We start from the raw sequence: 23105 nt of genomic DNA on the forward strand, positions 1-23105 counted from the left end.
GCAGGATGGGAAGAACCGGGTGCGGTAGGCGCGTGGATGCCTGCCTGTCGTCGTTGTCTCACCGCTCCTCCTTCCGGCCGTCGCGGCGGCGGAGGCGCCTGCGGGGCCGTTCGCCCGCACCGAAGCCGGTACGGGCCTAGCGTTGGGGTTGCGAGGGTTCGAGGGGTTGCCGTGCTTCGCGGGGTTCGTGGGGCTCGGGTCATGGTCCGTATGGGCGATCACCTCCGACACAGCACCTCTCTCGGACACTGGGGTGAAACGTGTTGCTTCTGGGCGTCCGCGACGACCGGCTGCCGCCGCGGACGGCCGTCCCGCGCAGGGGCGCGCGACGGTGTGAAATGGACCCATGGGACGGAGAGCGGATCTTCCCGGCGATTCCGATGGAGCCGGCGCCGACGGGGCGCCGGCGACGCTCGTCGTGCTGGCCGGCACCAGCCCCACCCCCGCCCTGCTGGCCGCGCTGACCTTCGCTCCGCGCCGGCTGGTGCTGGTGCACAGCAGCGACACCGCGCGGCGCGCCGCCCGGATCGCGGCCGCCGCCCGGCGGCTGTGCCCGGCCATCGAGGTCGCGCGGCGCTTCGACGTGGGCGGCGACGTCTTCGACTTCCGCGCCGTGGCCGAGCGCTTCGCCGCCCTCTCCGCCGACCTGCGCGGCGACTGGCGGCTGTGCTACACCGGCGGCAGCAAGGTGATGAGCGCCCACGCGGTGCTGCTGCACGCCGAGCGCTTCCCCGACCGCCACGGGTGGCGCAGCTACCTCGACGCCACATCCGAGACGCTGCGCTACACCGACGGCACGCGCCACAGCACCGGCATCGACAGCAGCGCCCTCACCGCCGAGGAGCTGGCCCGCCTGCACGGCGTCGAACTGCGCCCGAGCGATCGGACCCGCGTCCAGGAGGCCTGGCTGCGCGGCCGGTCCGGCGGCGCCCGGCCCGACGGCGGGGAGCACCCGGGAGGGCAGGGGGCCCGGGGGCGGGAGGAGGCGGGGACCACCCCGCTGAGCAGCGGGGAGATCACCGAGGCGAAGCTGCTCGCTCTGTTCCGCCGGCGGCTGGCCCGAGTGCCCGGCGCCGAGGTGCTGGGCAACCGCGTCATGCCCGACCCGCGCAGCGAGCACGACGCAATCGGCGACTTCGACCTCATCGTCCGCTACCGCCACCGCGTGCTCTGCGTCGAGGTCAAACGCGACCCCTCGCACATCCCCGACGCGGCCGGGTGGACCCTGACCAAGGCCCAGCGCGCCTTCGGCGGCGCCGCCCGGGTGCTGTTCGTCCACGACGGCGCCAAGGGCGACTGCTCCACCGAGCAGATCGCGGCCTACGACCCCGAGCTCAGCGGTGCGCCGCTGCACGTGCGCAGCCTCGGCGAGCTGTCCTCCCGGGACTTCGGCACCGCGCGGCGGCTGATCGACGGCTTCTTCCCGGCGGCGCCGCCCCCCGCGCGGACGGCGGCCGCCGACGACGGCGCGGCGCCCGCGGCGCCGGGCGCTTCCGCGTCCGCCGCACCCGCCACCTGTCCGGCGGACCAGCACGCCGAAGCGGCGAACGCCCCGCTGCTGCTCGCGGGCCTGGGCGGCAACCGGCTGCCGGTCCTGGGCGCCGCACGCGCGTGCCTGCCCGGCCGCGCGGTCATGCTGTTCACCCGGCAGAGCGAGAAGGACCTGCCCGCGCTGGACGCGAGTGTGCGCCGCACCCTGCTGGCCGCCGAGGAACCCGAGGAGTTCCGCAGCCTCAACCGGCGCCGACTGGCCCAGCGGCTGCGGCACGGCGGCTACCCCGACCGCGTCAAGTTCGCCGAGGCCGCGGTCGACGCGGCCGACGTCGCCGACACCGCCGCGCGCGCCCGCGCCAAGATCGACCTGTACCGCGGGCCGAACGCGCCCGTGGTCGCCGACATCACCACCGGCACCAAGGCGATGAGCACCGGCCTGGCGCTGGCGGCGCACGAGAGCGGCGGCTGCCTGGTCTACGTGTCGCCGCTGACCCGGCGCGTGTCCTGCCGCACGCACGGGCCGGTCGGCCACCACCCGCCCGCCGCCGTCGAGTGGCGCCACCTGCTGCGCGGCTACCGGTTTCTGAACGGTGCCCTCACCGAGGCCGTCGCCCCCGAGATCGCCGCCCGCCAGATCGACGCGCCCCTCATCGACGCCGCCGCCGAGCAGGTGCGCGCGCTGGCCGCCCCGGCCGAGGTCGCCGCCTGGGTCGACGAGACCGCGGTCGCCGGCGCCCCGGCGCTGCCCCAGTACTCCGCGCCGCAGCGGCCCACACTCATCCTCACCGCCGCCGACCGCGCCCTGGGGCTGAGCGCGCCGCGCCGCACCCGGCTGCGCTACTTCACCTCCGGCGACCTGCACGTCGAGCAGGCGACCGGGGGCGGAGGATGGGCCCACGACGTCTTCGCCGCTGCGGCGCTGCTCAACGTGCGCTGCGGCACCGCCGGGCTGACCGCGGCCCTGCACCGGCCCGGCGACGGCGACCCCGGGCGGGCGCTGGACCTCATCGACTGGTTCGCCTGGTGGCGCGCCGACGGGGGCGCGCCGTCCGCCGACGACTCCGCGCCGCCCGCCGAGATGATCACCGGCCACGAGGACACGCGGCGTCCGAGAGTGGTATCAGCCGAGCCGGGCACCCCCGAGTTCCGCGCCGCGCTGCAGGCCCAGCTGACCGCACTCAGGCTCTGACACCCAGGAGGCGAACCCATGAGCGCCGCCGAACCCGCCGCCGCGCCGGGGGACGCGCAGGCACCGCCGGCCGCAGCGGCCGAACCGCCGCACGGGGTGCTCGTCGGCGTCGACCTCGCCGGAATCCAGCGGTTCATCTACGAAGGCCGGCGCCTGCTCGACGCGATCGGCCGCGCCACGCTCGTCGCCGACCTCACCGACACCGCCGGACGGCACGTCGCCCCGCTGCTGGCCGAGGTGCCTCAAGAGCACCGCGCGGTGCTGCGCGACGCCGGCGGCGCGCTCTACGTCGACTTCACCGACCCCGACCGGGCGGCCGAGCACGCCCGCGCCTTCACCGGGCGCTACACCCGGCGGCTGCGCGACATCTCCGACCGCCTCACCCCCGTCACCGCGCACGTGCCCTACGGCGGCCCCGGCAGGCCCGCCGACCGGGCCGAGGCGCTGCGGCTGCTGCCTCCGGCGCTGCAGAGCGCCCGCGCGCTCCCGGCACCCGGCCACCTGCCGGCCCAGGGGCTCGGCGTCACCGCCTCCTGCGACATCACCGGCCGCCCGGCCGAGCTGCTCGACCACACCCGCGACCGGGGGCCCGTGCGCGAGCGCACCGCCCGCGACATCGTCACCGCCCGCATGCGCGCCCGCCAGTGGCATGACGCCAACAGCCGCGACTGGCTGCGGGGCATCGCCCCGCCCGCCGGCGCCCAGCGGCTGGAGCTGCCCACCGACGTCGACCACCTCGGTCGCGAGATCGGCGACGTCAGCCGCCTGGCCGTGGTGCACCTGGACTTCAACGGCCTCGGCGACCTGCTCAAGGCCCACCATTCCCGCCTCCAGGAGTCGGGCGCCGACGTCTCGGCGGGGATGCGCTCGGTCTCCGCCGACATCGCGCGCCTGACCGAAGGGCTGGCCCGCGCCCTCATCCGCTCCGTCGCCGGTGCGATCGACACCGACGACCGCACCGGCGAACCCGCCATCCACGGGTACGGCGCCGGCGGGCGGCTGCGTCCGCGCACCGTGCGCGGCACCGCCTACGTCCCGGTGCGCCCGGTCGTGGTCGCCGGCGACGACCTCACCGTCATCTGCGACGCACGGCTGGCCTGGAGCGCCACCCGCTTCGCGCTGGACTGGCTCGACGCCGACCCCGCCGCCCTCGACCCGCGCGACCCGCGCGCGGCCATGGCCCGACGCGCCGACACCCCGCCCTGGACCCGCCGGCCGGGTTCCTCCGGGCGCACCACGGGGGTGCCGTCGGCGGGCGTCGGAATCGCCGTGCAGCCCGTCGGCGCTCCCCTGTCGGTGGGCTACGACATCTGCGCCTCGCTGTGCGAGGAGGCCAAGGGCTACCGCAAGAGCGCCGCGCACCGGCTCGACGACCACGTCGTGGCCTGGTCGCACGACTTCGACGACCCCGCCCGCGTGGTCGCGCGGCTGCGCGAGGACGGCGGCGCGCCCGCGCCCGGCGAGCCCGGGCGGACCGCCCTGCCCATGACCGGCACCGCCTTCCACGCATTCCTGCGCGACTACCTCGACCCCCGCACGCCCGGCAGCCTCCGCGGCGACGAGCTGAGCGAGCAGCGGTCCTGGCTGCTGTCGCGCCTGGCGCCGCTGCTGCAGGACGGCCGCGACGCCGCGCCCGAACTGGAGCGCCGCGGCGACCTGGGAATGCCCGTGAAGCTGCCCGAACCCTTCGCCCGCGACCTCCTCCTCGACGCTCTGGCCCTGCTCGACCTGCACCTCGACGTCCCGCTGGCCGACCGCCCGGCCCCGGCACAGGGACCGGAAGGGGCGGCGCGACCGTGACCTGGAACAGCACCGGCGCCGCTCCGGCCGGCCGGCGCCCGTGCACCACCGCCGGAGGAGCGCCTATGAGAGAACCCGCACCGCACACGGCCGCCGCCGACCGCTCCGAAGCCGCCGCGCCCGCGTTCCTGCTCGTCGACCTGGTGGCCCCCGCCATCTTCGCCGGGGCCAGCGCCGCGGGCACCGCCGCGGACTCCGACGTGGTCACCGACGACCACGGACTGCCCTACCTGCCCCGCCAGCGCATCGCCGCCCGGCTGCGCGACGCCGCGGTCACCGCCGTCCGCGCCGAGCCCGCGCTGCTGCCCGCCGCCCACGCGCTCTTCGGCGCCTCCCGCAGGCACGGGCCCGGCCGGATCCTGCGCATCTCCCACGCCACCCCGCCCGAGCCGGTTCGCGCCGCGGTGGCCTGGGCCCTGGAGCAGCGCGCGCCCGGGACCGCCAACACGCTCGTACGCGCCGTCACCGACGCGTTCACCTCGGTCGAGAGCGGCGTGGCCATCGACGGCTCCGGAGCGCCCGCCGACGCGCGGCTGCGAACCGTCCGCGTCGTCGACCCCGGCCTGCGGCTCACCGCCCCGCTGCGCTGGACCCGCACGCCGGCACCCGAGGAGGTGCGCTGCCTGGCGCGGGCCGCGCTCGCCTTCACCCGGGCCGGGCTCAAAGCCGGACGCGGCCGCGGCCGGCTCGACGCCCGCCTGGCCCAGGCGCCCGACACCGACTCCGAATACGCGCACGCCCGCACCCTGGCCTGGGCCGACGTCCACGCGGGCACCGAGACCGAGGGGACTGTCCGAGAAAGACGAGTGTGACGATCGCCGAGCCACACCCCGACGGCCGCACCGGTGGCGCGGGCGAGTCCGCGCATGCCTACCTCGGGTTGCGCTACGTGCTCACCGAGTCGCTCGTCGTGCGCTCCGACTACGACCCGCTGCGCATCACCACCGCCCACGCCGTCACGGGCCGCGCGCAGCGGGGCATGCTCGCCGCCGCCCTGCGCCACACCGACCGCGAGGACCTCGTCGAGCCGTGGATCGCGCGCGGCCGCGCCATCCGCTTCGCGCCGGCCTTCCCGCTGCTGGAGGACGGCACCGGCAGCGCGCAGACCGTGCCCGCACCGCGCTGCTGGCACGTGCGCAACCCCGGCGGGACCCTCGCCGACCTGCTGGCCGCCCCCGCCTCGGCCGCCGGCGCCTACCGCACCCTCACCGGCCACGTCACCCCCGACCTCACCCGGCGCGCCGCTCCGCTGACCCGCACCGAGCAGTACCTGGGCGTGGCCCGCCGCGACGCCGGCCGGCACGGCGTCCCCTACTTCACGACCAGCCTCGAACCCGGCCAGGTGTTCGAGACCCGGTGGCAGCTCAGCGCCGCCACCCGCGCGGAGGCCGAGTCCCTTGCCGAGCGGGTCTGGGAGGTCCTGGAGGCCGCCGGCGGCCTGCTGTCCCTGGGATCGGGGGGCAGCCGGGCGCACGGGGGCGGCATCCGCGTCACGCCGTCGGCGTCCGGCACCGCCCTGCTCGACGACCGCGTCGACGCCGGCCGCCGCGCCTGGCACCGCGGCGAGCCCCGCGACCTGCTGCTGCTCGCCCCCGCCTACATCGACGACGACCTGGGGCGGCCCAGCCCCGCCGCGCTTCCCCGCGCGGCGGAACGGGCGGCCGCCGACCTCCTCGGCCCTGGGGCCGTCGAGGCCGCGGGCGCCCACGTGCACCAGGAGGCCTCGGGTGCCTACCACCGCATGTACCGCGGGCCCATGGCCGAGCAGTGGGCCGCCGCCGCCGGGTCGGTGGTGCGCCTGCGCGCGCTGCGCGACATCGGTTTGGAGGAGGTGCGCGCGCTGGAGGCCCGCCCGCTGGGCCGCCGCGCCGCCGACGGCCACGGCGCCCACGCACTGCTCCCGGTCCCCGCTCCGCGGGGCGCGCCCGAGGACCGGCCGCCGCTGGCGCACACGCTCACCGCGCGGCCCGAGCCCGGCCGGCGCTTCACGCTGGCGCGCCCCGACGCCGGAACCGAGCGCGGGGGCGGCGGAATCCGGCCGGTCACCCTCGCCGACGGCACGCCCACCTGGGTCGAGCCCGACTGGGTGAGCGCCGAGGCGGCCGCCGAGCCCGATCGCTCCGCGGTGGCCCGCCTCCAGGACGTGCTGCTCAGCCGGGCCGCCACCGAACCCGTCCGCGCCCGTGCCCGCGCCCTCGCCCGCCGTTCGGCCCGGCTGCCCTCGGCGCCCCTGCTCGGCCGCCTGCGCGAGGTCGCCGCGGCCCCCGCGCCGGGTGCCGCGGCCACCCTGGAGCGGCTGGCCGGAGTGGTCACCGGCGACCCCCGCGGCGCCGCGCCGCACACACCCCTGCAGGAGACCGCCCGCGCCGAGCTGGCGGCCACCGCGGTCCCGCACGGCCCCGGCGAGCTCTCCCTGCCCGAGTGGCTCGGCGGCGCGGCGCGCACCCCGCGCGCCTGGTGGGAGCACGCGTCGCCCGACCCCGACGAGCTCGCCAGGGCGCTGACGCCCGTCGACCTCGCCTGGCGGCGCGGCGAGTCGGCCACCGCGGCGGCCGCGGCCTGGGCCGAACGCCCCGAGGTCGTCGCGCGCCTGTCGCTGCAGCTGATCGCCACCTGGCTCGCGGCGGCCGCGTGGACCTTCCGCGACACCGCGCAGAGGGAGGAGGCCCGATGACGCCCCCCGCGCTCCGGGACACGCGTGTGCGGCCGCGCCGGACCCTCTCGCACGCTCCGCCGCCGCCCGGCGGCGGGCGGCCGCCCGCCGGGCTCCCTGCCGGGTCCGCGCACGGCGGCGCGTCGCGCCCCGACGGCGCCGGCGGGCCCCGGTGAACGCCTCCGACGACGACCGGGCGGCGGCCGCACCGCACGCTTCCGATGCGGACGCCGAATGGGAGGAACTCCTCGACTTCGCCGCCGGAGGCGCCGGCGGGCCCGTCACGCTGTGGGAGCTCACCGGCCGGATCCGCCTGCACAGCGACACCCACATCGGGTCGGCGGACGACACGGCCCGCGGCGCCGCCGACATCGCGCCGCTGGACCGCGACCCGGCCACCGGCCGCCCGCGCCTGCGGGCCACCACGCTGGCCGGCCTGCTCCGCCACCACCTGGCCGAGCGCCTCGGCGACGACCGCGCCGGCGCGGTCGCCGAACTCTTCGGCGAGGCGGCGCCGCGCAGCGCCGAGACCGGCACCGGCGCCTCCCTGCCCAGCGCGCTGGACATCGACGACGCCTTCGCCGAGCTTCCGGCCGAGGCCGGCGTCGCCGTCCGCGCCGGCAACCGCGTCGACCCCGGCACCGGGGCGGCCGCCCCCGGAGCCACGTGGCGGATGGAGACCCTGCCCGCCGGCACCGCCTTCACGCTCACCATGCGGCTGCAGGTGGCCGAGGGCGACCGCGAGGGCCGGCTGCTCGCGCTGGCCGCCCTGGCCGCCGACGGGCTCGCCGGAGCCGGGACCGGCCCCGGCGTCTCCATCGGCGCGCGCACGGCGCGCGGCTACGGCGCCGCCGTCTGCGAAGGCTGGCATATCCGCCGGCACGACCTCGGCACCCCGCGGGGGTGGGCCGACTGGTACGCCCTGACCTGGCACCAGCGCCTCGACCGCGCCCACAGGGCCGTCGCCGCGCGCTCCTGCGCGCCGTCCGGCGAGGGCGGGACCGCCCTGTCGGCCCTCGTTTCCGGACATCTGGAGGACGCCCCGGCCCTGGCGGCCGCCGTCGGCGGGGACTACGCCCGCACGCTGGACGAGCACGGCACCGACAACCGCTGTCGCGACGAACTGGCCATGACCCTGTGCCTGGCCGAACGCCCCACCGAGGCGGTCCTGGCCCCCGCCGGCTCCGAGGCCGCCCCGCCCCGGCCAGGGCTGCTCCTGGTCGGCGAGGCCCCCGGGCTGGAGTCGCTGGGCGAGGTCGACCGCGCCCACCTGCGCCGCCCGGCCGTCGGCGGCGACGGCGCCGTGCAGTGGCGGCCGACCCTGGGCGACACCGCGCTGTTCGCCCTGTTCAAACGGATGGGCCGGCGCCTGGTGCGCGACATCTCCGGCGAGTCCGGCGCCGCGGTGGAGGAATGGCCCCGCGACAGCGCGGCGCGCCGGATGCACGCGCGCTGGTGGGGCGGCGACGCCGACGCGCAGGGTACGCCCCAGGCCTCCGCGATCAGGCTGCGGCGCACCGCCGAGCTCACCGGGGGCACGCCCCAGCGCACCACCCGGGTCACCATCGACGCGCTCTTCGGCGACAGCGTGGACGCCAGCCTGCTCACCGACGACGTGCACGCGGGCGGCCGGGCCGAGGTGGTCCTCGACGTGCCCGACCCCGACGACGCCGTACGGGGCCTGCTCGCCCTGATCGTCCGTGAGCTGCGCACGGTGCCGATGGACGCCCTCGGCGGCGGGACCGGCGCCGGCCACGGCCGCGTCACCGTCACCGGCGCCCGCCTGACCCGCCGCGGCCCCGGCGGCGACGCACGCCCCGTGGACCTGGTCGCCGCCGTCGACGACCCCGGCGGCGCCGACCGCGCCGCCGCCGAGCCCTGGCTCGCGGCCCTGCACGACCGACTGGCCCCGGGCCCGGACGGGCCACGGTCGGGAGCACGACCGTGACCGGCACCGCGCCTCCGCCCGCCCGCGGGCCGGCGCGGCGGCGGACGGCCGCGCCCGGCCCGCCCGAAGCGCCTCGGCCGCACCGCCGCGCCGCTGCACGGCCGCCGGGCACGGCCGGAGCAGGGCGCAGCGGACGTGTCGCGGTACCCGTGTCCGAGGGCGCGCGGGGCGGATGGACCGTCCCGGGTCGGCGGACGGCCTGTTCAGCGGTCCGGGCCGCGGGGGAGGCCCCCGCCGCCGCCGGACGGCGATCACCCCTGCCCGGCGCCGACGAGGGGCGGCCGGCCCCTGCGCACGCCGTGGGAGCCCCGCGGCGTGCGCGTACCGGACCCGCTCCGCGCGTACGGCGAGCGCCGCCTCCGCCTCTGCCCGTCCCTCCGCCGCGCCGACCCCCCGGCGGCGCCCGGCTTTCGAGTACGTCCGGGATGATGGTGGACCGGGCGCGAGCGGCGGTGCCGCCGGCCCTGCCCGCGCGCCGGTACGCGGGTCCGCGACAGCCGTTGAGGAAGGGCCGCCCATGACCACGCCGCCCGCCGCACCCCGCACCGCGGCCTGGCAACCGCCCGAGCCGTGCGGGGTCGTCACCGCGCCCCTGGGCCCGCAGGCCGCGGCCGCCGTCCTCGACGACCTGTTCCGGCACGGCCGGCGCAGCGCGGTGCTGGATGAGCACGCCCCCGGCGAACCGCAGTGGCTGCTGGCCGAGCTCGGCGACGGCCGCATCACCGGCGCCAGCCCCCGCGGCACCTGGCGGCTCTCCTGCGCCGATCCGCAGACGCTGCGCCTGTCCGCGCCCCCGCTCGACCCCGACGGCTCCGACGCCTGGCGGCTGCTCGGCGCCGACCTGTTCTCACCCTCCGCCCAGCTCCGCATCGGGGAGGGCGCCGAAGGGGCCTGGCTCTCCCGCGACGCCGACGGCGCCGACCGGCTGCCGCCGTGGCTGCTCCCGCGCGACCGCTCGTTCCTGCTCACCGGCTGGCGCGCCGGCCCGCGCTCCAGCCGCGACCTGGACGGCGAGATCCGCTTCAGCATCGGCCGGGAGTTGTCGGGCACCACCGCCTGCCACCCTGTGCGCTGGCAGGACTTCGACGTCGCCGAGCCGGCGCCCGACGCCGCGGCGCCCGCCTCCGCCGCAGGCGGGGTGCCCGACGCGGTCGGCACGTGGATCAGTGTCCGAGAGTACTGGGCGGAGGATTCCGAAACAGGGGCCGTCGGGGTGGCCTTCCACCGGTTGACCGGCTACCACGCGGGTCCCAAGCCGACGCCCCCGGTGGGGCTCGACGCCGCCGACGCGCACAGCTAGGAGGGCACCGTGAGCGACCAGCCCCACTCCGGCTTCCCCCGTCGGCCCACCCCGGCCGCCATGCCGCGCCGCCGCGCCTCCGTCGCCGCGCGCCGGCCCGCACCGCTGCCCCCCGGCGGTCGCGCCAGGCGCCGCGACGAGCGCGGCGGCGCTTCCCGCTCCGCGGCGCCGCCCGACCCCCTGCGCGACCACCAGGCGGTCGCGCCCTACGGGCTCGTGCCGCTGCCCGAACGCCCCATGCCCGCCGAGCGGCTCCAGGAGCCGGTGCTGCGCGAAGGCACACCCCAGCACCGCCTCCTCGCGGCGCACGACCAGCGCATCCCCGGCACCCACACCGGCTGGATCGACATCACCGTGCGCACCCTCACCCCCGCGTTCGTCGGGGCCACCCGCGACGGCGCAGCCGAGCGCTCGCTGACCATCGACGGCCGCCCGGCCCTGCCCGGCGCCTCACTGCGCGGGCTGATCAGAAACACCGTGCGGGTGCTCACCGGCGGCGAGACCGGGCCCGTCAACACCCCCCAGCTCTTCTTCCGCGCGCCCGCCGCCTCCCACAGCGACCGGCGGGCCCGCCACGTCATGCGCCGGCTGCACAGCCAGTACCGCGACCGCGGCGGCGCCCCCTCCAACCCGCCGGGCACCCCGGTGCAGGCGGGCTTCCTGCGCCGCGACCCCGCGAAGGGCACCTGGGAGATCCGCCCGCTGCCCGTCGAGCGCCCGCTGCAGGTCCGCCTGACCGACCTGCGCGAGGACCTGCGGCGCTTCGCGGGACTGCCCGAGTTCGAGCTGCCGCCGCACGAGTCCGGCGACACCCGGGGCGGCTACGTCCCCGCCGAGTTCCACGGCGAGTTCCAGTACCTGCCCGTGGTGGCGCTGTGCCCCCAGGTGAACGGGCGCACGGTGGGTGAGTCCCGGTTCTGGGCGACGGCCGTGCTGCCGCCCGGCGAGGAGCCCGGCTTCGGCCACCGCGAGGCCGCCCGCGACCGGCTGCGCGAGCGCTGGAGCCGCAAGCGCGACGGAGCCGAGCAGTCGATGCGGCGCGCGTCGGGCGAGCGCTCCCGCTCGGCGGCGCGGGGCCGGCGCAACGACTACGACCGCGCGCTCCAGCGCATCGACGACGTCTCCTTCCGCGCCCACGAGTGCGTCCTGGTGCTGACCGGGGTCGCCGGCGAACGCAAGAACGCCTACCTCTTCCCCACGGCCACCGACCCCCGGCAGCGGCTGGCGGTGCCGGCCCACCTCGTCCACCTCGTGGAATCGGCCGACCAGATCACCCGGTTCCAGGCGCGCAACTTCCCCGGCGGCCTCCCGGGCGCCGCACCCGGCAGTGCGCACGGCAGTGCGGACGGCACCCGGGGGTCCACCGGGCCCGGCCCGGACACCGCGCACCGGTACCGCGACGGCGGCCTGGCCCGCGCCGGCGGCGAGCCGGTCTGGTACCAGGAGTCCGAGGGCCGCGTCGTCTCCTTCGGCCGCTCCGGCGGCTACAGGGTGGCCGTAGGCGAGTTCGACCCCGTCAGCCGCGCCGTGCCCGATGAGGTGAACACCCGCAGCCGCGTCCGCTCCGAGGGCAGCGGTCGGGCACCGGACGTCCCGCGGGCCCTGTTCGGCGACGTCGACCTGCTGCCGCCCGGCGAGAGCGCCGGCCCGGCCGCGCGCGGCCGGGTGTCGGTCGGATCGGCCTCGTGCGACACCGGCGACGACCCCTGGCTGGAGCACCCGCTGCGCGTTGAGCTCCTCTCACCCCAGCGCAGCTGCTTCGCCAACTACCTGCTCCAGCCGGTCTCGGAGGCCACGTGGGGCCAGTCGCCCGACCTGGTGACCTGGTCGCACGAGGGCGACGTCCGGCTGGGCGGCTACAAGGTCTACCTGCACCGCCACGACCCCCTGCCCGCCTCGGCGCAGCGCTACGCCCACCTGCACCCCGACCGCGTCGCCGCGGGCCCCACCACCCGCGACGTCGTTCCCTTGCGCCCCGGGCTGGCCTTCCACGGGCGCATCACCTTCGCCAACCTCACCGACGCCGAGGTCGGCGCGCTGCTGCGGGCCCTGCACCTGGGCAACCCCGCGGGCGGCGGCGACCCCGACGACCCCCTCTACGCGCACAAGATCGGGCTGGGCAAGGCGCTGGGCTTCGGCAGCGTGCACATCGCGCCCGCGCTCCACCTGGTCGACCCGGTCGAGCGGGCCGCCTCGCTCGACCCCGGTGCCGGCGTCGCCTGCGTCGGCGACGAAGGCATGCAGAAACTGCTCGACGCGTTCGGCGAGGCGCTGCTGACCTGGGAGCGCGAGCAGAGCATGCGTGCCGGCGAGCCGGTTTCCGACGACTGGAGCGACGTCGGCCGGGTCGAGGCGCTGCTGCTGGCCGCCCAGTGGCGCCACCGCCTGCCCGAAAGCTGGACCCGTGTCATGGACCTCGACGAGTTCGCCGTCTACCCCGTACTGCCCGACCTGCAGACCCGCTTCGCCGCACACGCCCGCACCGCCGAGTCCGGTGCCGGCTGACCCGTTCCGGCGGGCGGCGCCCTGACCCCGCGCCGCTGCGCCCCTCCCGGTCGCCGCGGTGACCGCCCGCCGAGGGCATAGCACCGCGACCACCCGGCAGCGCCTGCGATCAGCAGAGCGGCGCCGCCGGCGGCGACACCGCCCGCCGAGGGCATGGAGGTCGGACGGAGCCCCCATCCGCGTGCGGTCCGGCACCCGGCCCCGGAGAGGGGCCTGCCGGTGCCGGATCCGCCCGCGGTCAGCAGCCGCCGGCGAGCAGCGCCGCCACGTCCACGGGCCGCCCTGTGCGGATCGACTCGTTCGCTGCCAGGCCGGTCAGCAGCGCATTGGTGCCGTCGGTGTGCGTGGGCCGCGGCTGCACGCCCGAGGCGCCGAAGAGCGTGTCGAGCATGCGCACGTCGCCGCCGCCGTGCGAGCCCTCGCCGACCGCGACGTCGATCTCCTCGGGCGCGCGCCAGTGCCGCCGCAGGACCAGCCGCGAGACGGTGCTCTCCTTGGGCGCGGGCATCCCGCGCACCGGGACGTCGCCGGTGCTTCCCGGCTCGGTGTACGGGCTCTCCGTGACGTCGAGCTCCAGCCGCCCTCCGCTGCCGGTGATGGCGACGCGGTAGCCCTCCCAGGGCGAATAGGCCGCGAGGTGGTAGCTGAGCTTGGCGCCCGAGGCGTAGCGCACCAGCACCGACATGTCGTCCTCGATGGTGATCCCGGTGCCGAAGACGTTGCGGTCGCGCCGGTAGCCGTCCTCGTGCTCGGCCTCCAGGTACAGCCGGCGCATCGCCTCGCTGTCGGCCATGTGCAGGGCGAAGGGGTCGTCGGCGGCGCCGGCCGACCCGTGCGCGCGCTCGTAGTCGGCGCCCAGGCCGCGCCTGCGCCCGTTCTCGTCGCCGTAGAAGAACAGGTCGCCCCAGGCGAACACCTCGGTCGGCGCGCTGTCGATCCACCAGTTGACCAGGTCGAAGTGGTGGCTGGACTTGTGCACCAGCAGGCCGCCGGAGTTGTGCTTCTCGCGGTGCCACCGGCGGAAGTAGTCGGCGCCGTGGCGCAGGTCCAGCAGCCACTCGAAGTGCACCGACCCGATATCGCCGACGGCGCCCTCGGCCAGCAGGCTGCGAAGCTTCGCGTGCACGGGGTTGAACCGGTAGTTGAAGGCGACGTTGACGCGCCCCCCGGTGCGGCGCTGGGTCTCGACGATGCGCCGGCAGCCCTCGATGTCGGCGGTCATCGGCTTCTCGGTGACGACGTCGCAGCCCGCCTCCAGAGCCGCGCAGATGTAGTCGGCGTGGGTTCGGTCCACCGTGCAGACCACGACCTCCTGCACGCGCTCCTTGCGGAGCATGGCGGCGAAGTCCGCGGCGGGGTAGGCGGGCACCGGCTCGTGGCCGTGCTCCTCGGCGAGGGCGTTGTGCGCGGCCATGCGGGTGTGGTTGGTGTCGCACAGCGCAACCAGCCGGGCGACGCCGGAGTGGGTGGAGACGAGGGCAGCGGTGTACATCCGCGCGCGCGAGCCGGTGCCGACGACGGCGAACCGGCGCCGCTCGGCGCGGGGGGCGGACGGGGCTGTGTTGGTCGTGGGGTCGCTCACGGCACAACGGTAAACGCTTTCCCAAAGTCGGTCCAGGGCGGCCTCCGCATAGACGCCGCCGGCGGCCGTTCCTCGCGAAATCGCCGGTCGCGCCGGTGCGCGCCCCCCGACGCGCACCGCCGGGCGGCTCGCCCCGGGGGCGGGTGGCCGCCAGTGCGATCGTGCAACGATCGGGACACGGTGCGGTACCGGTCCGGTGCTTGCCGTGAAGCGGGCCACATCGGTGCAGGAGGGTCGATCTCGGTATTTTGTTCCAGGTGAACCCGGGTATCGGAGCGCGTTCCGGCGTCCGCGGGCGGCTCCGCGGCCACCCCGCATCATTGACGGCGTACTGCAGGGGTGTTAAAAACCGTTCATCCGCAATTGGATAGCGCTTACCAATGCACCGAAGCCGGAACGACCGGCTGGAGCGCCGCCCCGGCAGCCCCAGCCGCCGGTTCCGCACACCTGCTTCCCGGGCTGATTGAGGACGGTGGAGCCCATGCACACTCGACGACCTGCCGGACCGCGCGCCCGCGGACGGTGCCGTGTCGGCGTCCGCGGGGATGAGACCGCGTGATGGGGGCGACCCGCGAGCGCGCCGAACCCCGTGCGGGGGCGCCCGCTGGCGCGCCCGAGGCGGCGGGCCGGCGGCCCCGGCGCGGCCGGCGGCGCAGCAGCGACAGCCTGGCCGCCTACCTCTTCCTGACCCCGTGGTTCGCCGGGCTGATCTTCATCACCATCGGCCCGATCCTGGCATCGCTGTACTTCTCGTTCACCGACTACAGCCTCATCGGCGACGCCGAGTGGGTGGGCCTGGAGAACTACGCCCGGATGCTCACCGACGAGCGGCTGCACACCTCGCTCGGGGTGACCTTCGTCTACGTGTTCGTCTCCGTGCCGCTGCAGCTGGCCATGGCGCTGGCGCTGGCGATGGTCCTGGACCGGGGCGTGCGCGGTCTGCCGATCTACCGGTCGGTGTACTACCTGCCCTCGCTGCTGGGCAGCAGCGTGGCCATCGCCATCCTGTGGCGCCGGGTGTTCGGCGCCGACGGCCTGGTCAACCAGCTGCTCGCCTTCTTCGGCATCGACGGCGTCGGCTGGGTCTCCCACCCCGACTACGCGCTCAGCACCCTCATCGTGCTGAACGTGTGGACGTTCGGCGCACCCATGGTGATCTTCCTGGCCGGGCTGCGCCAGATCCCGCGCATGTACTACGAGGCCGCCGCGGTCGACGGGGCCAGCCGGTTGCGCCAGTTCTTCTCGGTGACCGTGCCCCTGCTCACGCCGATCATCTTCTTCAACCTGGTGCTGCAGATGATCAACGCGTTCCAGACCTTCACCCAGGCCTTCGTCGTCAGCGGCGGGACCGGCGGCCCCTCCGACTCGACGCTGTTCTACACGCTCTACCTGTACGACACCGGCTTCGGCTCCTTCGACATGGGCTACGCCTCGGCCATGGCCTGGCTGCTGCTGGTGATCATCGCCGGTTTCACCGCCGTGAACTTCCTCGCCTCCAAGTACTGGGTCTTCTATGGTGACTAAGACGTCCGCCGCACGCGCGGCCGACAAGCGCGGCGAGCGCCGCCGGCGCTTCTTCGTCCATCTCGGGCTGATCGGCTTCGGGCTGGTCATGCTCTACCCGCTGCTGTGGATGGTCTCCAGCTCGTTCAAGCCGACCGCGGACATCTTCAGCGACCCCGGCCTGATCCCCGACACCCTCGTGCCGGGGAACTACACCGAGGGCTGGACGGCGCTGCAGTTCCCCTTCCACCACTACATCTGGAACTCGCTGATCGTGGTGGCGGGCTCGATCGCCGGCAACCTGCTGGCCTGCTCGATGGCGGCCTACGCCTTCGCGCGGCTGGAGTTCAAGGGCAAGCGGCTGTTCTTCTCGATCATGCTGATGACGATCATGCTGCCCATCCACGTGGTGATCGTGCCGCAGTACATCCTGTTCGCCAACCTGGACTGGATCAACACGTTCTACCCGCTGATCGTGCCGAAGCTGCTGGCCACCGACGCGTTCTTCATCTTCCTGATGGTGCAGTTCATCCGCGGACTCCCGCGCGACCTGGACGAGGCCGCCCGCATCGACGGGTGCGGGCACGTGCGAATCTTCCTGCGCATCGTGCTGCCGCTGTCCACGCCCGCGCTGGCGACCACAGCGATCTTCACCTTCATCTGGACCTGGAACGACTTCTTCAGCCAGCTGATCTTTCTGACCGACCCCGAGATGTACACCGTCCCCATCGCGTTGCGTACGTTCGTGGACTCCCAGAGCCAGACCTCCTGGGGCCCCCTCTTCGCGATGTCGGCGATCGCGCTCGGCCCGATCTTCGGATTCTTCCTCGCCGGGCAGCGCTACCTGGTGCGCGGTATCGCCACCACCGGAATCAAGTGATTCGAAAGGAACCCCGACTATGCGACTAGGGCTCAAACCGGCGGCGGGCGTCGCCGCTCTGGCGTTGGCCGCGACCGCCTGCGGGGGAGGCGGCTCCGGCGACGAGAAGGTCGAACTGCGCTTCTCCTGGTGGGGCGCCGACGATCGGCACGAGACCACCCAAGAGGTGATCAAGCGCTTCGAGAAGGCCCACCCCGACATCGAGGTCACCGGCGAGTACACCGACTGGGACAGCTACTGGGACCGGCTGGCCACCAACACCGCGGCCAACGACGCCCCCGACGTCATCACCATGGAGGAGCGCTACCTGCGCGAGTACGGCGACCGCGGCGCGCTGCTGGACCTCAACGAGGTCGGCGACCAGCTCGACACCTCCAAGCTGGACAAGCTGGTCATGGGCGGCGGCAAGCTGGACGGCAGCCTCTACGGGGTGCCCACGGGTGTCAACGCCTTCACGATCATGGCCGACCCGCAGGCCTTCGAGGAGGCCGGTGTCGAGATGCCCGACGACGAGACCTGGACCTGGCAGGACTGGGTCGACATCTCCGCCGAGATCAGCGAGAAGTCCGGCGGCGACATCGTCGGCACCCAGGACATCGGCTTCAACGAGAACAGCTTCCAGATCTACGCCCGCCAGCGCGAGCAGTCGCTCTACGACAAGAGCGGCGCGCTCAACTTCGACCAGGCCACCATGACCGAGTACTGGGAGCACATGGTGCGCGTCCACGAGGAGAACGGCGCCCCCAGCGCCGCCAAGAGTGTGGAGCTGGAGGCGGGCGGCCCCGACCAGTCGGTGCTGGCCACCAACTCCGGCGCCATGGCCGCCTTCTGGACCAACCAGCTCGGCACGATGGAGGAGACCTCCGGACGCGACCTGGAACTGCTGCGCTTCCCCGGTGAAAGCGCCAGCGCCCAGGCCGGCACCTTCTTCAAGCCCGCGATGCACTACTCGGTCTCGGCCGCGAGCGAGCATCCGGAGGAGGCCGCGATGTTCGTGGACTTCCTGCTCAACGACAAGAGGGCCGGCGAACTGATCCTGGCCGACCGCGGCCTGCCCGCCAACACCGAGCTGCGCGAGCAGCTGATGGGCGAGCTGCCCGAGGCAGACCAGGAGAGTGCGGACTTCCTGGCCGACATCGAGGACGACGTCGCGGGCGCCGTCCCGCCGCCGCCCATCGGCGCGGGCGACGTCGTCGACATCACCATGCGCATCAACGAGGACCTGATGTTCGGCGACATCACCCCCGAGCAGGCGTCCAAGCGCTGGATGTCGGAGGTGAAGGACGCCACCGGAGGCGAGTGACCCCTCCTCTCGCCGCGTCGGCGCCCGCGCCCCCGGAGCAGGGGGCCGGGCGCCGACCCGTTCCGCGACCCGGCCGGCGGCTACATCTGGCCGGGCGCGGCGAACTCCTCGGGCAGCCGGGCTGCCGCGTCGCGGTCGAGCAGGAACAGCGTGCGCGAACGCCCCCGCGCGCCCGCCGCCGGGACCTGGGTGGGTCCGGCGCCGCTGAGGGCCAGGCGCACGGCGTCGGCCTTGCCCTCGCCCGAGGCCAGCACCCACACCTCCCGGGCCGCGCGGATGGCGGGGAAGGTCAGCGAGATCCGCGTGGGCGGCGGCTTGGGCGCGCCCCGCACCGCCACCACCGAGCGCTCGTCCTCGTACAGCGCCGGCTGTTCGGGAAACAGCGAGGCGACGTGGGAGTCGGGGCCGATGCCCAGCAGGCACACGTCGAAGGTCGGCACCGGGCCGTGGTCCTCCGGCCGGGCGGCGCGGGCCAGCGCCGCGGCGTAGCGCTCGGCCGCGTACTCGGGGTCGGCGCCGTCCGGCCCGTCGGAGGGCGGCATCGCGTGCACGCGCTCGGGGTCCGCCGCAACGTGGTCGAGCAGGGCCGAGCGCGCCTGTGTCTCGTTGCGCTCGGAGTCGCCGTCGGGCAGGAACCGCTCGTCGCCCCACCACACGTCCAGGCGGCGCCAGTCCACGGCGTCGCGGACGGGCGCGCGGGCCAGTTCGGCCAGCACGGCCACGCCGATGCCGCCGCCGGTCAGCACGATCGAGGCCGAACCGCGCGCCGACTGCGCGTCGACCAGCACCGTCGCGATGCGCGCCGCCGTGGCCTTCGCCAGCGCCGAGGAGTCGCGGTGCACCACCGCCGTCGGGCCGCTCACGCCGGCTCCTCCTGGCGGTCGAGCAACGCGGCCATGTGCTTGGCCGTGCGCTCGTAGATCTCGTCGGCGTCGAGCCGGCGCAGCTCCTCGGCCAGCGACTCCGAGGCCCGCCGCCGGGCCAGCGCCACCGACTGCACGGGCTGGTCGAAGCGTGCGAGCGTGGCGACCCGCCCGTCCTTGCGCTGCAGCGAGATGTCGCCCTGCTCGGTGGTCAGCCGCGCGCCGGTGATGCCCGGCCCGTCGGAGTGCCCCCGCTCCACACGCACCTGCAGCTGGTCCGACAGCCAGGCCGCCAGCAGGTCGGCGCTGGGGTAGTCGGGCTCGCCGGTGACCTCGGCCGACTCCACCCAGCCGACGGGCTGGTCCATGGTGCTGGCCAGCAGCGAGCGCCAGGGCGTCAGCCGGGTCCAGGTCAGATCGGTGTCGCCCGGCTCGTAGTTGCGGATGCGGCCGAGCAGGTCGCCGACCGGATCGGCGGCGCGCAGCGCGTCGGTGATGCGCCGGTGCGCCAGCCGCCCCACCGGGTCGCCGGCCGGGTGCTGGGGGCCGACCCCCGGCCACCAGGCGACCACGGGGGAGTCGGGCACCAGCAGCGGCGTCACCACCGACCCCGGGTGGTCGCCGAGAGCGCCGTACAGGCGCAGCAGGATCGCCTCGCCGGGACCGGAGGTGCCGGGCCGGCGGATCTCGGCGTCGATGGAGGGCTCGGCTCCCGGATCGCGCCGGATCAGCGCGAGGATGCGCGAGGGGTGCTCGCGTCCGGCCTCGGTGGCGGCGCGCACGGCGTCGTAGTGGTCGGCCTCGTCGGTCACCACGATCAGCGTCAGCACCATGTTCAGCGCGCCGCCGCCGATGCTGTGCCGCTCGGCCGTCAGCGCCTCGGTGATCTCGGAGGTGGTGGTACGCGGCAGATACAGCGTCATCGGGTTCGCCTCCCCAGGGGCGTGCGAAGGAGTGGCCGGGGGGCCGCGGTGGTCCTGCCAACGAGCGCCGCGGTCACGGCCGCCTCCACTGCCGGCCGTCGCGCGCCAGCAGCTCGTGGCCGGACCGCGGGCCCCAGCTGCCGGACTCGTACTGCTCGGGCCGGCCCTGCTTGGCCCAGAACTCCTCGACGGGGTCGAGGATCCGCCAGGACAGCTCGACCTCCTCCTGGCGCGGGAACAGCGGCGGGTCGCCGATCAGGACGTCGAGGATGAGGCGCTCGTAGGCCTCGGGGCTGGACTCGGTGAAGGACTGGCCGTAGGCGAAGTCCATCGTGACGTCGCGGACCTCCATCGCCGCGCCGGGCACCTTCGACCCGAACCGCAGGGTCACGCCCTCGTCCGGCTGGATGCGCAGCACCAGCGCGTTCTGCCCCAGGTCCTCGACGTCGGTGGAGTTGAACACCTGGTGCGGCGCCCGCTGGAACACCAGCGCCACCTCGGTCACCCGGCGGCCCAGGCGCTTGCCGGTGCGCAGGTAGAACGGCACCCCCGCCCACCGGCGGCTGCCGACACCCAGCTTCATCGCCGCGTAGGTCTCGGTGGCCGAGTCGTCGGGGATGCCCTCCTCGGCGAGGTAGCCCTCCACGTGCTCGCCGCCCTGCCAGCCCGGCGCGTACTGGCCGCGCGCGGTGCCCGATTCCAGGTCGGGGGGCAGCTCCACCGCCGAGAGGACCTTCTCCTTCTCGGCGCGGATCGCGTCGGCGCTGAAGGTCACCGGCTCCTCCATCGCCACCAGCGCCAGCAGCTGCAGCAGGTGGTTCTGGATCACGTCGCGGGCCGCGCCGATGCCGTCGTAGTAGCCGGCCCGGCCGCCCACGCCGATGTCCTCGGCCATGGTGATCTGCACGTGGTCGACGTAGTTGCGGTTCCACAGCGGCTCGAAGAGCGTGTTGGCGAACCGCAGCGCCATGATGTTCTGGACGGTCTCCTTGCCCAGGTAGTGGTCGATGCGGAAGACCGAGTGCGGCGGGAACACGTCGTCGACCACCGCATTGAGCTCGCGCGCGCTCTGCAGGTCGTGGCCGAAGGGCTTCTCGATGACCACCCGCCGCCAGGCGGCCCCCTCGGACTCGGCCAGGTTCGAGCGCTTGAGCTGCTTGACCACCGTGGGGAACAGCTTGGGCGGCAGCGACAGGTAGAACGCGTAGTTGCCGCCGGTGCCGCGGTCGGCGTCGAGCTGCCGCACGGTGCGGGCGAGCTCGTCGAACGCGGCGTCGTCGTGCAGCTCGCCGGCGACGAACCGCAGGCCCTCGCTGAGCTGGCGCCACACGTCCTCGCGGAACGGCGTGCGCGCGTTCTCCCGCACCGCCTGGTGCGCCTCGGCGGCGAAGTCCTGGTCGGCCCAGTCGCGGCGGGCGAAGCCCACGAGACCGAAGCCGGGCGGCAGCATGCCGCGGTTGGCCAGGTCGTAGATGGCCGGGAGCAGCTTCTTGCGGGCGAGGTCGCCCGTGACCCCGAACAGCACCAGAACGCTCGGCCCGGCGATGCGTGGCAGGCGGCGGTCCAGTTCACTGCGCAACGGGTTCGGGATCGCTCCCGGCATCACCGGTTCTTTCACCGTCGACTCCTGTGTCGTCGTAGTGGCTGTGCGCCGCCGCCCAATCCGGCCCCCGGGGCCGGAGCCGGGGCCGCGGCGCCGGGCCCGTCGTCTCGCCCCGCCGTGCGTCTCGCCCGCGCCCAGGCGACCGGCGGGCACGCGGTCCGCGCACCCGCCGGGGCCGCCGAGGGCGGCGTCCGGCGGCCCGGGCCGCCGGACGCGGGATCAGCTGTGCCGGTCGAGCTGCTCGGAGACCCGGCCGAGCAGGCCCTCCCAGGACTTGGCGAACTTGTCGACGCCCTCGTCCTCCAGCGTCGCGGTGACGTCGTCGTAGTCGATCCCCAGGGCCTTGAGGCCCGCCAGGTCCGCGCGCGCCTGCTCGTAGTTGCCGCGCACGGTGTCGCCGGTGATGTCGGCGTGGTCGGCCGTGGCCTCCAGGGTCTGCTCGGGCATCGTGTTGACGGTGCCCGGCGCCACCAGTTGGGCGACGTAGCGGGTGTCGTCGTAGGCGGGGTCCTTGACGCCCGTGGAGGCCCACAGCGGACGCTGCGGCGTGGCTCCGGCCGCGGCCAGGGCCTTCCAGCGGTCGGTGGCGAAGGCCTCCTCGTAGGCCTCGTAGGCCAGGCGCGCGTTGGCGATGGCGGCGCGGCCCTTCAGCGCCTCGGCCTCGTCGGTGCCGATCTTCTCCAGCCGCTTGTCGACCTCGGCGTCGACCCGGCTGACGAAGAAGGACGCGACCGACTGGATGCGCGAGACGTCGTGGCCGTTCTCGCGGGCCTGCTCCAGCCCGGCCATGAACGCGTCCATGACGCCGCGGTAGCGGTCCAGCGAGAAGATCAGCGTGACGTTGACGTTCACGCCCTCGGCCAGCGCGCGCGTGATCGCGGGCAGGCCCTCGGCCGTGGCCGGGATCTTGATGAACACGTTGGGCCGGTCCACCAGCCACCACAGGGCCCGGGCCTCGGCCACGGTCCGCTCGGTGTCGAGGGCCATGCGCGGGTCGACCTCCAGCGAGACGCGGCCGTCGATGCGGCCGGTGGACTCGTAGGTCGGGCGCAGGATGTCGGCGGCCCAGCGGATGTCGTACCCGGTGATCGCGCGGACCGCCTCGTCGATCGACACCTTGCGCCGCGCGAGGTCGCGCAGCTGGTCGTCGTAGGCGTCGCTCTCCTTGAGGGCCTTGTCGAAGATGGTCGGGTTGGAGGTGACCCCGACCAGGCTGCGTTCGCTGATGAGCTTCTGCAGGTTGCCGGAGCGCAGCCGTTCGCGGCTGATGTCGTCCAGCCAGACGGCCACGCCTTCGGCGGACAGTGTCTGAAGCGGGTTCGTCATGACTTCGCTCTTCCTCGTAGCTGTCCCGCCCGTCACCCGCCGCCACCCCGAGAGGCGACGCTGCGCGTCACGGGTTTTCCCTGTCACCCGCCGCCACCCCGGGAGGCGACGCTGCGCGTCACGGGTTTTCCCTGTCACCCGCCGCCACCCCGGGAGGCGACGCTGCGCGTCACGGGTTTTCCCTGTCACCCGCCGCCACCCCGGGAGGCGACGCTGCGCGTCACGGGTTTTTC

Annotated in this window: 15 protein-coding genes; 10 read left to right on the plus strand and 5 right to left on the minus strand. The window is 75.3% G+C overall.

All coding sequences use genetic code 11. From position 1 onward, the window contains the following. Window positions 1-346 precede the first annotated feature (346 nt). The 7 genes from ABD284_RS16010 (at window position 347) to ABD284_RS16040 (ending at window position 12889) form a co-directional block, all read left to right on the plus strand. On the plus strand, window positions 347-2683 hold the full coding sequence (locus ABD284_RS16010) for a hypothetical protein (RefSeq protein ID WP_344144089.1): 2337 nt from the start codon (window positions 347-349) through the stop codon (window positions 2681-2683). Window positions 2684-2701: 18 nt separating this feature from the next. Further along, entirely contained in the window at window positions 2702-4483 is a 1782-nt protein-coding gene (locus ABD284_RS16015) for a hypothetical protein (protein WP_344144090.1), read from the plus strand. Between the two features lie 65 nt (window positions 4484-4548). Continuing rightward, window positions 4549-5295, plus strand: a complete 747-nt coding sequence (locus tag ABD284_RS16020) for a hypothetical protein (RefSeq protein ID WP_344144093.1) — start codon at window positions 4549-4551, stop codon at window positions 5293-5295. After that, entirely contained in the window at window positions 5292-7157 is a 1866-nt protein-coding gene (locus ABD284_RS16025) for a hypothetical protein (protein ID WP_344144096.1), read from the plus strand. Before ABD284_RS16020 ends, ABD284_RS16025 begins: the two co-directional genes overlap by 4 nt. Window positions 7158-7308: 151 nt before the next feature. Continuing rightward, entirely contained in the window at window positions 7309-9084 is a 1776-nt protein-coding gene (locus ABD284_RS16030) for an RAMP superfamily CRISPR-associated protein (protein ID WP_344144099.1), read from the plus strand. 517 nt (window positions 9085-9601) lie between these two features. Then, window positions 9602-10384, plus strand: a complete 783-nt coding sequence (locus ABD284_RS16035) for a hypothetical protein (RefSeq protein ID WP_344144102.1) — start codon at window positions 9602-9604, stop codon at window positions 10382-10384. A gap of 9 nt (window positions 10385-10393) precedes the next feature. Then, the gene (locus tag ABD284_RS16040; protein ID WP_344144105.1) at window positions 10394-12889 is read left to right on the plus strand and encodes a TIGR03986 family type III CRISPR-associated RAMP protein; all 2496 of its coding nucleotides are present in this window, start codon (window positions 10394-10396) and stop codon (window positions 12887-12889) included. Between the two features lie 238 nt (window positions 12890-13127). Here the strand turns inward: ABD284_RS16040 and ABD284_RS16045 are convergent, their stop codons facing one another. Continuing rightward, window positions 13128-14381 (minus strand): Gfo/Idh/MocA family protein, encoded by a 1254-nt coding sequence (locus ABD284_RS16045; RefSeq protein ID WP_386698860.1) that lies wholly within the window; start codon window positions 14379-14381, stop codon window positions 13128-13130. 648 nt (window positions 14382-15029) lie between these two features. Between ABD284_RS16045 and ABD284_RS16050 the strand changes: the two genes are divergently transcribed. Genes ABD284_RS16050 through ABD284_RS16060 form a run of 3 tightly spaced genes read left to right on the plus strand, consistent with a single transcriptional unit; the run spans window position 15030 to window position 18157 of the window. Next, window positions 15030-15995, plus strand: coding sequence for a carbohydrate ABC transporter permease (locus ABD284_RS16050; protein WP_344144109.1), 966 nt, complete (start codon window positions 15030-15032; stop codon window positions 15993-15995). Continuing rightward, window positions 15985-16854, plus strand: a complete 870-nt coding sequence (locus ABD284_RS16055) for a carbohydrate ABC transporter permease (protein ID WP_344144111.1) — start codon at window positions 15985-15987, stop codon at window positions 16852-16854. Before ABD284_RS16050 ends, ABD284_RS16055 begins: the two co-directional genes overlap by 11 nt. A gap of 19 nt (window positions 16855-16873) precedes the next feature. Next, window positions 16874-18157, plus strand: coding sequence for an ABC transporter substrate-binding protein (locus ABD284_RS16060; protein ID WP_344144114.1), 1284 nt, complete (start codon window positions 16874-16876; stop codon window positions 18155-18157). Between the two features lie 80 nt (window positions 18158-18237). On the opposite strand, the gene pgl is transcribed toward ABD284_RS16060, so the two are convergent. From pgl to tal, 4 genes are all read right to left on the minus strand, one after another. Continuing rightward, window positions 18238-19020 (minus strand): 6-phosphogluconolactonase, encoded by a 783-nt coding sequence (pgl, locus tag ABD284_RS16065; protein WP_344144116.1) that lies wholly within the window; start codon window positions 19018-19020, stop codon window positions 18238-18240. Beyond that, window positions 19017-19943 carry a glucose-6-phosphate dehydrogenase assembly protein OpcA gene (locus ABD284_RS16070; RefSeq protein WP_344144119.1) on the minus strand — a complete coding sequence of 309 codons (927 nt, stop codon included), beginning with the start codon at window positions 19941-19943 and terminating at the stop codon, window positions 19017-19019. Before ABD284_RS16070 ends, pgl begins: the two co-directional genes overlap by 4 nt. Window positions 19944-20016: 73 nt before the next feature. Further along, window positions 20017-21546, minus strand: a complete 1530-nt coding sequence (zwf, locus tag ABD284_RS16075) for a glucose-6-phosphate dehydrogenase (protein WP_344144352.1) — start codon at window positions 21544-21546, stop codon at window positions 20017-20019. A gap of 219 nt (window positions 21547-21765) precedes the next feature. Beyond that, window positions 21766-22872 carry a transaldolase gene (gene tal, locus ABD284_RS16080; RefSeq protein WP_344144121.1) on the minus strand — a complete coding sequence of 369 codons (1107 nt, stop codon included), beginning with the start codon at window positions 22870-22872 and terminating at the stop codon, window positions 21766-21768. Window positions 22873-23105: the final 233 nt, after the last annotated feature.

Source organism: Streptomonospora arabica, from assembly GCF_039531585.1.
GTDB classification, from domain to species: domain Bacteria; phylum Actinomycetota; class Actinomycetes; order Streptosporangiales; family Streptosporangiaceae; genus Streptomonospora; species Streptomonospora halophila.